Origin of the sequence: Massilia sp. DWR3-1-1 (assembly GCF_049898325.1) — a bacterium.
Taxonomy (GTDB): Bacteria; Pseudomonadota; Gammaproteobacteria; order Burkholderiales; family Burkholderiaceae_D; genus JAFCUW01.
This window is the reverse complement of record NZ_JAFCXL010000010.1, coordinates 187,472-202,778: the sequence shown is the minus strand read 5'-3', so window position 1 is coordinate 202,778 and position 15,307 is coordinate 187,472. Positions and strand designations below refer to the sequence as shown.

The window sequence follows — 15,307 nt, the reverse complement described above, 5'->3', positions numbered from 1 at the left end:
GTTGCCAGGCCAGCGCCAGCGGCGCGGGCTCACACGCCCATCAGCACGGCCAGCTGGCTGATCACGTTGCCGCCGCGCGGGCCGTAGATGCGCGCGGTGATGATGTAGTGCAGTTGCGGGTTGCCTGCCAGTTGCACCGACGTCGACGACAGGCTCGCGCCCAGCGCCACCGTGGTGCCCAGCGTGTTGACGTTGGCCGTGGTCTGCATGCACTGGTTGACCGGGTCGTTGTAGGCCAGCGCGCGCGAACACAGGCGGTGAATCACGTACTCGATGGACAAGCCATTGCTGTCGGTGATGGTTTTCTTGCCCACCCAAAAGCCGGCCGAACGCACGGTCTGGGTGGTGTCGAGCGTGGCGACGTAGCCGGCGCCGGCATTGTCCAGATCGAGCGTGGCCCGGTTGCCCGTCCAGGTGCTGCTGAGCCACTCGGAGCCTTGCATCAAGGCGAGGTCGTTGGCCCGGTTCAGGGTCGACTGGTAGGCCAGGTTGGTGGCCGTGATGGTCGAACTGTTGCTGGACTTGAGCAGGTAGGCGCCGCTCAGGAGCATGATGGTCAGCACGATCAGCATCACCGGCAGGGCGACGCCCTGCTGGCGGGCCGGCCGGCGGCGGGGAGCATGGTTGTTCATGATGCGGTGGGCCTCCAGCCTGAATTGCGAATCGGTACCATGGACTCGAACACGCGATAGCGGTAGCACTGCCAGGGCACGCTGTCGCCCGTCACCGCCAGCGTCACCGCCACCCCGCCAAAGACGGTCGGGGCGGTGGTGGTGGCCGTGCACAGGCCGGTCGCGGCGGACGGCTTTTCCGGGTTGCGGCTGCGTGCCACCACGGCGATGCGCACGGCGGCGATGCGGCTGTAGTCGCCGGCGCTGCCGGCCGTGCCGTCACCGTCCGCGTCGAGCATGGTGCCGGACCAGTTCGACACCTGCATGCCCAGTTCGGGCGTGAACGCGGCGCCGGCGCGCTGATCGAGCCCGTACTGGGCCTTGAGGGCGACGATGTTGTCGGTGACCGTGGCCGGGGCCGCACTGGCGCCGGCCAGGTTGGTGGCGCGTAATTTGAGAAAGCCCTGGCTGCTCGACCAGGTGTGGAACGACAGGTTCGCCGCCGGACCCAGGTTGAACAAGCGCGCCTGCAGGCTGGTGTAGGCGATGGTCAGGTTGCCGCTGTTATAACGGTTGTTGCCGCCGCTGGCGATGAACAACTGGTTTTGCCCCGGCGCCGCCGGCGCCACCACCTGCGACACCATCGCCATCGAGCAGCGCCCGCTGCCGAAGGTCTCGGGCGCCACCACGATGACGTCGCCGCCGGCGATCACCGTGCTGGTGCCGTTGAAACCGTAGGGCGCGCGGTCGATGTCGATCGCGCCCGCAGTGGCCAGGTAGTTGTTCGCCACCAGCGCCATGCCGGTGCTGCTGTAGGAGCTGCCGGCATTGATCGAGAGCCGGTCCGAGGCGCCCGTGTTCGACTCGATCACCACCGAAGCGAGCGGGGTGACGGTGCCGGCCCCGCGCGCCGCGCTGAGCAGGGCGTAATTGCCGGAGTCGTAAAACCGCGTATCGCAACCAGCCACCAGGGGATCGTTCAGGCCCCAGCCTGCCTGGGCCAGTTCGCGTTCGATGGAAAACAGGGCCACCACGCCGTTTTGCATGGCATCGGCGCCGCCGGTGGCGGCCTGCTTGCTGGTCTCGCTGCTGACCACCATGCGGGTGGCAAAGCCCAGCGCCAGCAAGCCGATCACCACGCTCACGAGCAACTCGACGAGGGAAAAGCCGGCCGCGGCGCGGCGCGTGGCGGGAGGGGGCGAGATCTTCATTTGGAGTTGGCGATGTAGGACGTGACGGCGTGCACGCTGGCCAGCGAACCCTGCTTGCGTTGCCAGCCGATGGCGATGTTGATCTGGCTACGGCTGGTGGACGCCACCGGCGCCACCACCACCGTGACGCTGGCGCCGGGAATGGCGGCGCGCGTGTCGCTGAGCCAGCCGGCGAGCTTGGCGTTGACGGTGCCGCTGCCGGCATAGGCATACAGGGACAGGTTGGGCTGGTCGATCGCCATCAGGCCCAGCAAGCGTTCGCTGGCGATGGTGGCCTCGGCGCGCATGCTCGCGTCCGACAGCGCCGAGTAGGCGCGCGCCTGCATGCCAATGGCGCCCAGCAGGCCGATGGCCAGGATGAGGGTGGCGATGAGCGCTTCGAGCAGGGCCACGCCGTCCTGCGGCCGGCGCGGCGCGACGGGCGCGCGCCGCATGGGCGCCACGGCTGCCATGGTGGACCGGGGCCTCATGGCGGGCACCCGCGCGAATCGGTGACGGCCACGCCGACATCGCAGCGCGTCGGCATGCCGGCCAGGGTGATGGCGATGGCGATGGTGGGCAGTTGCGCGGCGTAGGCCGGCAAGGGATCGAGCTGCAAGCGGGTCAGGCGGTTGGCAAAGCTGGTGTCGACCCAGCCCAGCGACGTGTAGTAGATGGTATAGGCGCCGGCCGGCAACAGGCTCGGGGCGATCACCGTGGTCGACGGCAGCACGTCGGCCGAGCGCCGCAGCGACTTGTATTTCACCCCCGGATCGGGGTCGTTGGCCGCCGCCGCCTGCGGCGTCGACCAGTTCGCGCTCACCGCCGTGCAGGCGGCGGCGGCGGTGGGAAAGCAGATGTCGACCTGCCAGTCCATCTGGCCGGAGCTCTGGTTGGCCGACAGCACGATGCGACTGGCGGTGTTGTGACCGATCGCCTGCAGGCGGGCGGCGCGAAACCCTTCCATGTAGAACTCGTTGGCGGAGGCGGCCTTGTTGGCCATCATCCAGCCGCTCAGGGACGGAACGCCCAGTCCCATCAGGGCCCCCAGGATGGCCACCACCACCATCATTTCGACCAGGGTGAAGCCCTGCCCGCGCGCGGATGCTATTGAGAACATGCGCCGCTCCGCCGATCGGTCCAGCAGGTGGCGTTGGCGGTCCAGCCGTCCGGCGCCGCCGTGGTCACGCGGTTGCCCTGCTGATCGATGGTGAACGCGAAGCCGTCCACGGGGCCGCGCCCGGTGGCGGTGACGACATAGGCGGCCGCGGTGGCGCCCGACAGCGCATAGGTAAAATTCGGCGTGTCGGCGGGGAACACCGTGGCGCCGTCGAAGGCGGCAAAGCTGCGCGTGTTGGCCCAGAACTGCTCGGCGTTCGGCTGCACCGTCGCCAGCCCCGAAAACGCCTCGGCCAGCCGGCCGCGGGTGACGTAGTCGCGGTAGTTCGGCAAGGCAATCGCGGAGAGGATGCCCACGATGGCGAGGGTGACGAGCACCTCGATCAGGGTCAGGCCGGTTTGCTGTCGTTGCATGATGTCCTCTGAGGTCGAGCCCGCCGTGATGACGGGAGTTTCCTAGAGAGAATACTAGGGCAAGCTGACATTACCCTGAAGAAATACTGACAAACTGCTGACAACAGCGATTTTATTGCGATGGGCCAACTATCGCGAGGGGAAAGCGGACCTGGAACAGGGCCCCCTGGCCGCTGCGCGCGCTCGTCACCGTCACCCGGGCGCCATGCGCGAGGGCGATGTCGCGCACGATCGCCAGCCCCAGGCCGCTGCCGCTGGTGTGCTCGGCCAGGCGGACAAAGCGGCTGAACACCCGCTCGCGCTCGGCAGCAGGCACGCCGGGACCGGAGTCTTCCACTTCCAGCAGCGCCACGCCGGCGCCGCCGGCCCCCTCGCCACGCTCACGCAGGCAGCGCACGGTGACGGCGCCGTCGGCCGGGGTATAGCGCAAGGCGTTGTCGATCAGGTTGTCGACCAGGTCGCGCAACAGGAAGGGGTCGCCGGCGATCAGCACGGCCTGCAACTCGAAGCCCAGGTCGATGCGGCGGACCAGCGCCTGGTCGACGACATGCTGGATCGATGCGCCCACCTGGGTCGCCAGGTCGATCGGCTCGAGGCGGTTTTTTTCGAAGCGGCTCGGTTCGGCCCTGGCCAGCGAAAGCAACTGGTTGGTCTGGCGGATCATGCGCTCGTTCGACAGCAGCATCAGGCGCAGCGACTTGACGCTGTCGGCGTCGTCCCGGTGGCGCGTGGCCAGCCATTCGAGCTGCAGCTTGACGCCGGCCAGCGGGGTGCGCAACTGGTGCGCCACGTTGGCCAGGAACTCTTGCTGGGCACGGGTGCCGGCCTGCAGGCGGGCCAGCAGGTTGTCGAATGCGCCCACCACGGGCGCCAGTTCGACCGGCGCCGCGCGCGCCGCCAGCGGCGCCATGTCGGCCCAGTCGCGCGCGTCCAGGTCGGCGCGCAGGCGGTCCAGCGGCAGCAGGCCGCGGGTGACGGCAAACCAGATCAGGCCCGCCAGCACCGAGGTAAATAGCGCTTCGAGCAAGAGCAGCACGCGCACGGTGGCGCCCTGCTGGCTGCGGGCGGCGATGGTGCGCGCCACCGCCACGGTGCCGCCCGCTTCCGTCAGCTCGCTGGCCACCCGCACGGCGGCGCCGCGCACCTGGCCATCGACCAGGGCGGCGCCGTTGTCGAAGCGCACGCGCAGGTCGGCGTCGCCCGCCAGCAGGCGGGCGTGGCGGTCGCGCACGGCAAAATACGTGGTGTCGCCGGTACTGCTGCGCAAGGCGCGTTCGGCCCGCGCGGGCAGTTCGAGCGCGCCGTCGGCGCCCACCCGCGCCGCCAGCGAGGCGGCCGCATCGACCAGGGCGCGGTCGAAGGCCTGCTGGACGGGGCCCCACGCCAGCAGATAGATCAGGCTGGCGCTGGCCAGGTTGAGCAGCAGGATCGGGCCTATCAACCAGGTCAGCAGGCGGACCCGGATGCTGGTCATGGCGTGGCGGCCGCTTCGAGCATGTAGCCGAAGCCGCGGATGGTGCGGATCGCCACGCCGGCGTCCTGCAGCTTCAGGCGCAGGCGCGACACATACACTTCGACGGCGTTGAGGGTCAGCTCCTCCGCCCATGGCGCGATGGCGTCGATGATCTGCTGTTTCGACACCACCCGTCCGCCGTGCTGCAACAGGAATTCGAGCACCGCCCATTCGCGCACCGACAGCTCGATCACGCGCTCGCCGACCCGGGCGCGGCGGGTGTCGAGGTCGAGGCTGAGCCGGCCCGCGCCCAGCAGGGCCGGCCGCGGGCTGCTGCGGCGCGCCAGTGCGCGGATGCGCGCCACCAGTTCGGCGCCGGCGAACGGTTTGACGAGGTAGTCATCGGCGCCCGTTTCCAGCCCGCGCACGCGGTCTTCCACCGCGTCGCGCGCCGTCAGCAGCAAGACCGGCATGGCGCTGCCACGCTGGCGCAGGCGCCGCACCACTTCGAAGCCGTCGATGCCGGGCAGGCCGATATCGATCACCGCCACGCTCGCCGCGCTGTGCTGGAGCAGTTGGTCGGCCAGCAAGCCGTCGGCCACCAGGTCGACGTGGATGGCCTGCGCCTCGAGCATGCGACTGATGCCGTCGGCCAGCACGGCGTCGTCTTCGACCAGCAGGATGGCAAGGGGAGCGTGCATGGCGAGGGGGACGAAAGCGCGAAAAAAGTATTATGCGGCAATTCAAGCGGCTTCCCAAGCGCCACCACGGCGTCAGACCAGCGCGCGAAACACTTTCTGCCAACAAATTTGACGATGGACCAGGCCAAACGAGGCCGTTTTGCCTGAAACGGGCGGACCGGCCCCCTCGAATTTCGTCAAAAAAGAGCATTTTGACATCACCAAACCCATGTTGGGTGCCTGTTTTTCTGGCAAAAAAGGCAAATAATTAGGTTAAACACCACACATAGCGCCCTTTCCCCCAGTAGGACTAGACTTACAAGGCTGTCTGTTTGCTACCTACACAGGGGCGACTGCTAATCTTATGTTCGCCAACAGACCGACGCTATAAAGTTCATCCATCGCAAACGGCAACCGAAGTTACAAAGCAAGCCCGAGCGCAACGATGTCTTGAAGATTTAAAGAGGAAAAAATGAACAGCACTCAACTTGGTGGTAGTACGCAGAAATCGCAACTGGGCAGCCAGTTCCCCGGCAGCGCCGCGGAATCCAAAGTTGGCGCCAAGCCAGTTGTGAGCTACAGCGGCACCCAGCAGAACGAACTGCTGGCCGCCCTGCCACGCCATGATCTGGAAACCCTGTTCGACCATCTTGAATTGGTCGCCCTGCCATTTGGCAAAGAATTGTTTGAATGCGGTAGCAAGCTGGAAAATGTGTACTTTCCCACCACCGCCATCGTCTCCCTGCTGTACGTGATGGAAGACGGCGCCACCACTGAAATCGCCGTGATCGGTCACGAAGGCGTGTGCGGCATGTCGCTGTTCATGGGCGAGCGCGCCACCTGCAGCGCGGTCGTGCAAAGCGCCGGCTACGGTTACCGCCTCAAGACCCAGTATCTGCGTGACGCGTTCAACCAGGGCGGCGCCCTGCCCCAGCTGCTGATGCGCTACACCAATGCCCTGTTCGCCCAGATGGCGCAAAACGCGGTCGGTGGCCGTCACAGCTCGATCGAACAGAAGCTGTGCCGCTGGTTGCTCGATCGCCTGGACCGTTCGCCATCGAATGAATTGAAAGTGACGCAAGAACTGATCTCGATCATGCTGGGCGTGCGTCGCGAGTCGATCACCGCCGCTGCCGGCAAACTGCAGGACGACGGCTTGATCACTTACCGTCGCGGCAACATCACCGTGGTCGACCGTGCCGGTCTGGAAGAGTACGCAGGCGAATGCTACAAGGTCGCTAAGTCGGAATACGATCGCCTGCTGGCCGACGTGGCTCGCTGATCGATGGCGGGGCCGGCGCAGCCGGCTTCGCATGCTGCACGTGGTCCAACAACGCCGGCGCTGCCGGCGTTGTCGTTGCTGCGACCTCAACGCCATGCGAGGCGGCCGCCGTGGCCAGCGGGATCGATGCCTCGATACAGGTGCCGCAGTCGTTGACCCCACGGCGCACCGTAAAATTTCCGCCTAGCAGCAACGCCCGTTCGCGCATGCCCAGCAAACCGTGCGATTTGGGCGCCAGCGCGGCATCGGTGTCGATGCCCACGCCGTTGTCCGATATTTCCAGCACGAGGCAATCGCGCTCCACGGCCAGGTGCACGATGACGGTGCTGGCGCGCGCGTACTTGGCCACATTGTTCAAGGCTTCCTGGACGATGCGAAACACGGCAATGGCATGCATGGGCCCGGCCGCATCGACGGTGCGCTCGACCAGCGCTTCGCAATCGATCGTCGTCAACTGGCCGAATTCGGCGCAATAGCTTTGCACGGCGGCGGACAGGCCCAGGTTGTCAAGCAGGCTGGGGCGCAAGTTCTCGACGATGCGGCGTTTCAGCTGCACCGTATCGACCAGGGTGGCGCGGGCCCGTTCGAGCATGCGCGCCAGTTGCGGTTGCTGCGTGCGCAGGCGCTCGCTGACGGCGTTCAAGTCGATGCTGATGGCGGTCAGATTGGCCCCCATTTCATCGTGCAACTCGCGCGCCAGGCGCGATTTTTCTTCTTCCGCGACACTGATCAAGTGGCGCGACAACACCGACAACTGCTCGGTGCGCAGCGCCACGGTCGACTCGAGCGTCTGGTTGGCCGTCTCCAGCGCCTGCTGCGCCTGCACCCCGGAAAAGAAACTCTGCCGTATGAGCCGGTAGAACAGCAGCACCACCAGGATCGCGCCCAGGTTGATGCCAATGCCCAGCATGACGGCATTGCGGTAGTCGCGGTTGTAGGCGGCGCTGCGGGTGGCCAGCAATTCGCGCTGCTCCTGGGCAATGATCACCACCATCAGGCGGATCTCGTCGACCGTGCCATCGTCGCCCAGGCTGTGGGCGATCTTGGCCACGTCGTTCAAGCCACCCACGCGGTAGACGCGCAGCATGTCGTCCATGCCGGCGAAGTCGCGCCGCACCAGGTTTTGCAGCTGCGCCAGGTTTTTCAGTTGATTGGGATTGTCGGCCAGCAGGCCGCGCAGTTGGGCGAACTGGCGGTCGGCCTCACCGCGCGCACGCACGACCTGGCGCAGATAGCTGTCGATGCCGGATAGAAAATAGCCCCGCAGATTCGATTCGGCGTCCGTCACCAGCACGTTCAGGGCTTGCACCCGGTCGACCACGCGCGCGCCCTGGCTTTGCAGGACCTTGGCGTCGTTGAGCGATTCGAGGTTGCGGGCGAGACTGAAACCGTTGACGATCAGGATCAGCACGCAGAGCACGCACAGCACCGTTTTGTAAAACGGCAGCGGCGGTTTGCTGGGGGATTCGATAGAAAAGACCATCCTCGGCGTCCTTTTGCGCAACCCGGGCACCCGGGCATTGACAAGACGGGGGGCCGCGATCAGCGCCGAGGCCACACCGACTAGAGGCTACTGCTTGAGCGTCCTAATCGAGCAGGTTATTCTTCATTGCATAGTATGTGAGATCGCTGTTGGACTGCAAACCCATTTTTTCCATGATGCGTGTTCGATAAGTCGACACGGTCTTGATGGACAAGGACAGGGCCACGCCGATATCGGACACGGTGGCGCCCTTGGCCAGGCGCAGGAAGACCTGGAACTCGCGGTCCGACAGTTCCGTGTGCAAGGCGGTGTTGGGATCGCGGTCGAAACTTTGCGCCAGCAATTCGCCGACGGTCGAGCTGACGTAGCGACGGCCCTGGAACACCGTCTTGACGGCGGTTTTCAGTTCGTCCGCTTCGCACTCTTTGTTCAGGTAGCCGTTGGCGCCCATCTTGAACAGATTGAGCGCGTACTGCTGGGCCGGATAACCGGACAGTATCAGCACGGGCAAGTTCGGCTGGCCCTGGCGAATGGTGCGCAAGATGTCGATGCCGCTCTGGTCAGGCATGGCGATGTCGAGCAGGAGCACATCGCAAATTTCGCGACGCGCGATGTCGAGTGCCTCGCGGCCCGTGGCGCCTTCGGCAACGACGGTGAAGTCATCGCCCGAGGACGAAAAAATCTGCTTGAATCCGGCTCTTACAATCTGGTGGTCGTCACAAATGGCAACGCGTATCATTGTCTTCCCTTAGAACACCGAGCACATATGCTGGAAATGTGCTCGGCGCTATTATTTTTCCTGGCGCAGGAATGAGGCCAAGCGTACCAACACTACAATATCGTCATTCTAGCATCACGACGACGCATGTAACAGGCGCCTGCAACGGGAAGGCGACGGCCCTTCCCCGCCAACCGGGCCTGTCCTGGAGTGCAGCCGAGGCTGCGGGTGCTGCGCGTGCGGGGCTTAGAACCTATCCCGGTAGGTCGGAGTCGCTGCTTGCCGGTGCGCCGCTGCGACGCCTGGCAACCGATGGCGGGCCGTCATATATGACTTGCCTCGTCTTCGCATGGCTCGCCATGCGTCATCCTCGCGCCTTGCCCTCGGCTGCCATGCATCGCCTACGCGCACGTCGCCTACGCGCATGTCGCCTACGCGCATGTCGCAATCCGCTTCCTCCTACCTACCGGGATAGGTTCTTAGTTGGCGCCGTCGAGCAGGTCGAGGATCGCCTGCAGCTCCGCGCGCACGGCCGTCAGGGCCAGCGTCGGCGCGGCCAGGTCGGCGGCCTGCGCCGGCAAGCCGTCGTCGCTGCTGTCCGGCAGCATTTCGCCGCTGCGACTGTCGAGCTTGTTACGGGCGCCGCTGATGGTGAAGCCTTGCTCGTACAACAGCTCGCGTATGCGACGGATCAACAGCACCTCGTGGTGCTGGTAATAGCGACGATTGCCACGGCGTTTGACCGGCTTTAGCTGGGTAAATTCCTGCTCCCAGTATCGCAGTACATGCGGTTTGACCCCGCACAATTCACTGACTTCACCGATGGTGAAATAACGCTTGGCGGGGATCGGCGGCAAGACGGCCAGATCGGGTTTGCGGTCGTTCATGGATCAATTCAGGCGGCGCGCGCAACGGGGCTGGTCGACTCGACCATGCTCTTGAGTTTCTGGCTGGCGTGGAACGTCACCACGCGGCGCGCGGTGATGGGGATTTCCTCGCCCGTTTTCGGATTGCGGCCGGGCCGCTGCGGCTTGTCACGTAACTGGAAGTTGCCGAAGCCAGACAGTTTGACTGCCTCGCCCCGCTCCAGCGCATTGCGAATTTCATCGAAAAAAGTCTCGACCATATCCTTTGCCTCGCGTTTGTTCAAGCCGACTTGCTCGAAAAGCAACTCGGCCAGTTCCGCCTTGGTCAGGGTCGGCAAGTCCTTCTCGGCCTCCTGGCGCACCTTCGCCACCTGCATGGCGCGATGCAAATCGGCCGCCAATGCCGATTGGAGTACGGCCGAATCCACGTCGTTATTATTAATTTTGCAGCCCTGCCTTATCAGTCCCGGAATGTCGCGTCGGATCGTTACGCACGCTTTTGCGCATTGTGGTGGATGGTTGCGGCTTCGGCCATTGCATGCATCAGGGCATCCACGGCGTCGTCCTGCAAAGTGGTTTGAGTATCTTGCAACGCAAAGCGGAAAGCAAGACTTTTTTCGTCAGCCTGCAAGCCCTTGCCGCGATATTCATCAAATAAAACAATGGCTTGCACGATGTTTCCATTAGGATTTGTTGCTTTTTCCTTAAAGAAAACATCGAGCATCTGCTGCGCGCTCACGCTGGTGTTGACCACCATCGCCAGATCGCGGGTGGCGCCGGGGAATTTCGAAATATCGACGTGACGGGGCACCGGACGTTGCTGCAATGCAATCGCGTCAACCTCGAACAGCACGGGCGCCTGTGGCAACTCGTATTTCTGCAGCCATTTCGGGTGCAGTTCGCCAATGAAGCCGACCACCTTGCCATCGAGTTCGACACTGGCCGAGCGGCCCGGGTGCAGCGCCGGATGCGCCAGCGGCACGAAACGCAGCGGCACGGGGGCAAACATGGCCTCGAGGTCGGCTTTGACGTCGAAATAGTCGACCGGGCGGGCCGCCACGCTCCACTGTTCGTCAAAGGCGGGACCGTAGGCCATGCCGGCCAGGCGCTTGGGCTGGTCGAAACCGGCCACCGCCAGCGCGCCGTCGACGGCGGCGGCGTTGCGGTGGAACACGGCGCCGATTTCAAACACACGCACGCGCCCCGCCTTGCGGTTCAGGTTGTAGCGCACATTGGCCACCAGGCTGCCGATCAGCGACGAGCGCATCACGTTCATCTGGCTGGCGATGGGGTTTTGCAGCTTGATGGGCGCATCGTTGGCGGAAAAATCGACTTCCCAGGCGGCATCGACGAAGCTCATGTTGACCACTTCCTGGTACCCGAGGTCGGCCATGCGGTGACGCAGGGCGAACAGCGAGCGCATATTCTCGGGCGTGGCCAGCATGGCACTGGGCGCCACCGGCGGATTGGCGGGAATGTTCTCGAAGCCGTAGACGCGGGCGACTTCCTCGATCAGGTCTTCCTCGATTTCGATATCGAAACGGTAGGTGGGCGAGGTGACGGCGAACTGGCCCGGCGCAGGCTGGGTGAACGGCAGCGCCAGGCGGTTGAAGATGTCGGCGATGACGGCGTCGGTGAGCGGCACGCCGATCACTTTCTGGGCGCGCGCCGTGCGCAGCAACACCGGCTGGCGCTGCGGCAGGCTGGCCACCTGGTCATCGACCGGGCCCACGCTGGTGCTGGCGGTGCCGCAGATTTCCACGATCAGGCCGGTGATGCGCTCGATGTGCTCGACATTGCTGGCGAAATCGACGCCCCGCTCGAAGCGGTGGGCCGCATCGGTGGAAAAATTGAAGCGGCGGGCGCGGCCCTGGATGGCGTTCGGCCACCAGAATGCCGCTTCCAGGTAAATATTGCTGGTGTCAAGGGTGACGGCGGTGGCGTCGCCGCCCATCACGCCGGCCAGCGACTCGAGCTGGGCCTGGTCGGCGATCACGCCGATCCAGTCGTCGACGGCCACCGTGTTGCCGTTAAGCAGTTTCAAGCTTTCGCCGGCCCGGCCCCAGCGCACGTCCAGGCTGCCGTGGATCTTGTCGAGGTCAAACACGTGCGAAGGACGGCCCAGTTCCAGCATGACGTAGTTGGAAATATCGACCAGCGCCGACACGGACCGCTGGCCGCTGCGCTCGAGGCGCTGGACCATCCAGGCCGGGGTGACGGCGCGCGCGTTCAGGCCGCGGATGACGCGCCCCGTGAAGCGGCCGCACAGGTCGGGCGCGCTGATGGTCACTGGCAGGATTTCATCGCTGGTGACGGCGACCAGGCGCGCGGTCGGCACCGACAGCGGGGTGCCGGTCAGGGCCGACACTTCGCGGGCCACGCCCAGCACGGACAGGCAATCGGCCTTGTTCGGGGTCAGCTTGATGGTAAATTTCAGGTCGTTCAGGGCCAGGTAGTCGCGGATGTCCTCGCCGACCGGGGCGTCGACGGGCAGCTCGAGCAGGCCGGCGCTGTCGTCGGACAGTTTGAGTTCCTTGGCCGAGCACAGCATGCCTTGCGACTCGACGCCGCGCAACTGGCCCACCTTGATTTCAAACGGCTTGCCATCGGCGCCGGGCGGCAGCACGGCGCCAGCCATGGCGCAGATCGCCTTCATGCCGGCGCGCACGTTCGGCGCGCCGCAGACGATGTTGAGCAGCGTGCCCGTGCCCACGTCGACCTGGCAGACGTTGAGGCGGTCCGCATTCGGGTGCTTGGCGACCTCGACCACGTGGGCGACGACGACGTGCGAAAACGGCGGCGCCACGGCTTCGACCTCTTCCACTTCGAGTCCGGACATGGTGAGCAGGTGGGACAGTTCAGCCGACGTGAGCGTCGGGTTGACCATGGTGCGGAGCCAGTTTTCGGAAAATTGCATGTTGTGTGTGCCTTGCTGCGAATGTTGATCGAAGATCGAAGAAGAAGGATTAGTTAAATTGCTTCAGGAAACGCAGATCGCCTTCGTAGAACAGGCGCAGATCGTTGATTCCATAACGCAACATCGTCAGGCGCTCGAGGCCGGAGCCGAACGCGAAGCCGATGAACTTTTCCGGATCGAGGCCGAAATTCTTGACCACCGTGGGGTGGACCTGGCCGGCGCCCGACACTTCCAGCCATTTTCCCTTGAGGGGACCGGCGCCGAAGGCGATGTCGATCTCGGCGGACGGCTCGGTGAACGGGAAGTAGGACGGGCGAAAGCGCACCTGCAGGTCGTCGGTTTCGAAAAACGCCTTGACGAAATTGAGGTACACGCCTTTCAGGTCGGCAAAGCTGATGTCTTCGCCGATCCACAGGCCTTCGACCTGGTGGAACATGGGCGAGTGGGTGGCATCGCTGTCGACGCGGTAGGTGCGTCCGGGCGCGATCACCTTGATGGGCGGCGTGTGGGTGCGCGCATAACGCACCTGCATGGGGCTGGTGTGGGTGCGCAGCAGCAGGGGCTTGCCCGTGCTGTCATTGCCTTCAATATAAAAGGTGTCCTGCATCGAACGGGCCGGATGGTTCTCCGGGCTGTTCAGGGCGGTGAAATTGGTCCAGTCGTTTTCGATTTCGGGGCCATCGGCCACGTCGAAACCGATTGAGCGGAAGATTTCCTCGACCCGCTCCCAGGTGCGCATCACGGGGTGGATGCCGCCGATGGCCCGGCCGCGACCGGGCAGGGTGACGTCGATCGCTTCGAGGTTCAGGCGCGCTTCGAGCTGCGCATTGGCCAGGGCGTCGCGGCGATTGGTCAGCGCCGTCTCGATCTGCACCTTGGCGGCGTTGATCAGGGCGCCCTGCACTTTTTTCTGGTCCGGGTCGAGTTTGCCCAGGCCCTTCATCTGTTCGGTAATCTGGCCAGTCTTGCCCAGGTATTTCGCCTTGGCGTTTTCCAGTGCGGCAGCGTCTTCGGCGGCGATAAAATCAGCCTGCGCGGCGACGACGAGTTGTTCCAGGGAGTTCATGTTGGTAGCTTTCCTCTGACCGGCGCAGCGGTGCACTGCCTTCGCGCCACAATCAAAAACGGGGCACAGGTTTGAACCTCTGCCCCGCTCTTTCGACGCCACCCGGGGGTGGCGCTCGACAAATGATCGACCTGCTTACGCGGCGATCTTTGCCTTGACGGCGTTGACAATCGCGGCAAACGCCGGCTTGTCCATCACAGCCATATCGGCCAGGACCTTACGGTCGAGTTCGATAGATGCTTTCTTCAGACCGTTCATGAACACGCTGTACGTCACGCCATGCTCACGGGAAGCGGCGTTGATACGGGCGATCCACAGGCGGCGGAAGACGCGTTTCTTGTTGCGGCGATCGCGGTAGGCATACTGGCCGGCGCGCATGACTGCTTGCTTGGCGACGCGGTAGACCTTGCTGCGGCGACCACGGTAGCCTTTAGCTTGAACAAGAATTTTTTTATGGCGGGCACGAGCTGTAACCCCACGTTTTACTCTAGGCATAGTAACTCCTTAGTTTGTAAGTGAGATTAAGCGGTTGGCATCATACGCATGACGGATTTTACATCCGCAGCGTCGACGTTCGTGATTCCGCGCAACTGGCGCTTGCTCTTGGTCGTTTTCTTGGTCAGGATGTGACGTTTGAAAGCGTGGCCCGATTTAACGGTTCCACCTGGACGCACGCGAAAACGTTTTTTCGCAGAGCTTTTGGTCTTCATTTTAGGCATTGTAGTTCTGTCCTTCGGACAGCTCCAGTAGAGGATTGCAGGTGGCAACGTAATGCTGCGCTTAGATGCCTGCTTTCACAGTGTTCCCCACCTCACGACAGGGAAGCCGGCGATTGTAGCACGAAACTGTGTAGAGTTATCAAGCACTTGCGAGAAAAAACGGCCTGAAAAGACAAATCGCGGCCGAGTTGCCTCGCCGCGATTCGAACCGATCCAACGGTACCAGCGTGCTTTACGCTTTTTTCTTCTTTGGCGACAGGATCATGATCATCTGGCGCCCTTCCATTTTCGGAAACTGCTCGACCTGGCCGTACGGTTCCAGATCGGCCTTGAGGCGCTCGAGCATGCGGAAACCGATGTCCTGGTGGGCCATTTCGCGGCCGCGGAAGCGCAGCGTGATCTTGGTTTTGTCGCCTTCGTCGAGGAACTTGATGAGGTTACGCAATTTAATGCCGTAATCGCCATCATCGGTGCCTGGACGGAATTTGACTTCCTTGACCTGGATGATCTTCTGCTTGAGCTTTGCCTCGTGTGCCTTTTTCTGCTCCGAGTACTTGAACTTGCCGTAGTCCATCAAGCGGCATACCGGTGGCTGCGCCGTTGGCGCAATTTCCACCAGGTCCACATTGGCCTCTTCGGCCAGACGGAAAGCATCCGCCAGGCTCACAATGCCAAGCGGCTCGTTGTCCACCCCGGATAAGCGCATTTCGGGGGCAGTGATTTCGCCATTGATGCGATGCGACTTGTCAGTAGCTATGTTGTTTCCTTTTAAAGTCTGAATTATCGGCC

Annotated in this window: 17 protein-coding genes; 1 reads left to right on the top strand and 16 read right to left on the bottom strand. The window is 63.8% G+C overall.

All coding sequences use genetic code 11. The annotated features are described in order from the left end of the window. Positions 1-29: 29 nt before the first annotated feature. The 7 genes from ACP7EY_RS12995 to ACP7EY_RS12965 form a co-directional block, all read right to left on the bottom strand. A complete protein-coding gene (locus ACP7EY_RS12995) occupies positions 30-632 on the bottom strand; it encodes a pilus assembly PilX family protein (RefSeq protein ID WP_426194138.1) in 603 nt (200 codons plus the stop codon). After that, a complete protein-coding gene (locus tag ACP7EY_RS12990) occupies positions 629-1,822 on the bottom strand; it encodes a PilW family protein (protein ID WP_426194136.1) in 1,194 nt (397 codons plus the stop codon). Before ACP7EY_RS12990 ends, ACP7EY_RS12995 begins: the two co-directional genes overlap by 4 nt. After that, on the bottom strand, positions 1,819-2,292 hold the full coding sequence (locus ACP7EY_RS12985; RefSeq protein ID WP_426194134.1) for a type IV pilus modification PilV family protein: 474 nt from the start codon (positions 2,290-2,292) through the stop codon (positions 1,819-1,821). Before ACP7EY_RS12985 ends, ACP7EY_RS12990 begins: the two co-directional genes overlap by 4 nt. After that, positions 2,289-2,921: a pilus assembly FimT family protein gene (locus ACP7EY_RS12980; RefSeq protein ID WP_426194132.1), complete on the bottom strand. Its 633-nt coding sequence runs from the start codon at positions 2,919-2,921 to the stop codon at positions 2,289-2,291. The genes ACP7EY_RS12985 and ACP7EY_RS12980 overlap by 4 nt, the downstream gene beginning before the upstream one ends. Further along, entirely contained in the window at positions 2,909-3,334 is a 426-nt protein-coding gene (locus ACP7EY_RS12975; protein ID WP_426194130.1) for a type IV pilin protein, read from the bottom strand. The genes ACP7EY_RS12980 and ACP7EY_RS12975 overlap by 13 nt, the downstream gene beginning before the upstream one ends. A gap of 112 nt (positions 3,335-3,446) precedes the next feature. Beyond that, positions 3,447-4,808 (bottom strand): ATP-binding protein, encoded by a 1,362-nt coding sequence (locus ACP7EY_RS12970; RefSeq protein ID WP_426194128.1) that lies wholly within the window; start codon positions 4,806-4,808, stop codon positions 3,447-3,449. After that, positions 4,805-5,488, bottom strand: coding sequence for a response regulator transcription factor (locus ACP7EY_RS12965; protein WP_426194126.1), 684 nt, complete (start codon positions 5,486-5,488; stop codon positions 4,805-4,807). The genes ACP7EY_RS12970 and ACP7EY_RS12965 overlap by 4 nt, the downstream gene beginning before the upstream one ends. A 451-nt stretch (positions 5,489-5,939) precedes the next feature. Between ACP7EY_RS12965 and ACP7EY_RS12960 the strand changes: the two genes are divergently transcribed. Further along, positions 5,940-6,749, top strand: a complete 810-nt coding sequence (locus tag ACP7EY_RS12960; protein ID WP_426194124.1) for a Crp/Fnr family transcriptional regulator — start codon at positions 5,940-5,942, stop codon at positions 6,747-6,749. Here ACP7EY_RS12960 and ACP7EY_RS12955 read toward each other — a convergent pair. The 9 genes from ACP7EY_RS12955 to infC all read right to left on the bottom strand — a co-directional run bounded on the left by ACP7EY_RS12955 (position 6,706) and on the right by infC (position 15,299). Then, positions 6,706-8,232, bottom strand: a complete 1,527-nt coding sequence (locus tag ACP7EY_RS12955) for a CHASE3 domain-containing protein (RefSeq protein WP_426194122.1) — start codon at positions 8,230-8,232, stop codon at positions 6,706-6,708. The two genes, ACP7EY_RS12960 and ACP7EY_RS12955, sit on opposite strands and share 44 nt — an antisense overlap. Before the next feature lie 103 nt (positions 8,233-8,335). Then, a complete protein-coding gene (locus ACP7EY_RS12950) occupies positions 8,336-8,971 on the bottom strand; it encodes a response regulator (RefSeq protein ID WP_426194120.1) in 636 nt (211 codons plus the stop codon). A 458-nt stretch (positions 8,972-9,429) separates the two neighbouring features. After that, positions 9,430-9,837 (bottom strand): MerR family transcriptional regulator, encoded by a 408-nt coding sequence (locus ACP7EY_RS12945; protein ID WP_426194118.1) that lies wholly within the window; start codon positions 9,835-9,837, stop codon positions 9,430-9,432. Between the two features lie 8 nt (positions 9,838-9,845). Then, positions 9,846-10,193 (bottom strand): integration host factor subunit alpha, encoded by a 348-nt coding sequence (locus ACP7EY_RS12940; protein ID WP_426194172.1) that lies wholly within the window; start codon positions 10,191-10,193, stop codon positions 9,846-9,848. Between the two features lie 110 nt (positions 10,194-10,303). After that, positions 10,304-12,733 carry a phenylalanine--tRNA ligase subunit beta gene (pheT, locus tag ACP7EY_RS12935; RefSeq protein WP_426194116.1) on the bottom strand — a complete coding sequence of 810 codons (2,430 nt, stop codon included), beginning with the start codon at positions 12,731-12,733 and terminating at the stop codon, positions 10,304-10,306. Positions 12,734-12,782: 49 nt separating this feature from the next. After that, positions 12,783-13,799: a phenylalanine--tRNA ligase subunit alpha gene (gene pheS, locus ACP7EY_RS12930; protein ID WP_426194114.1), complete on the bottom strand. Its 1,017-nt coding sequence runs from the start codon at positions 13,797-13,799 to the stop codon at positions 12,783-12,785. 135 nt (positions 13,800-13,934) lie between these two features. Continuing rightward, the gene (rplT, locus tag ACP7EY_RS12925) at positions 13,935-14,294 is read right to left on the bottom strand and encodes a 50S ribosomal protein L20 (protein ID WP_038493023.1); all 360 of its coding nucleotides are present in this window, start codon (positions 14,292-14,294) and stop codon (positions 13,935-13,937) included. A gap of 26 nt (positions 14,295-14,320) precedes the next feature. Further along, positions 14,321-14,518, bottom strand: coding sequence for a 50S ribosomal protein L35 (gene rpmI / locus ACP7EY_RS12920; protein WP_099416965.1), 198 nt, complete (start codon positions 14,516-14,518; stop codon positions 14,321-14,323). Positions 14,519-14,750: 232 nt separating this feature from the next. Further along, entirely contained in the window at positions 14,751-15,299 is a 549-nt protein-coding gene (gene infC, locus ACP7EY_RS12915; RefSeq protein WP_426194170.1) for a translation initiation factor IF-3, read from the bottom strand. Positions 15,300-15,307: the final 8 nt, after the last annotated feature.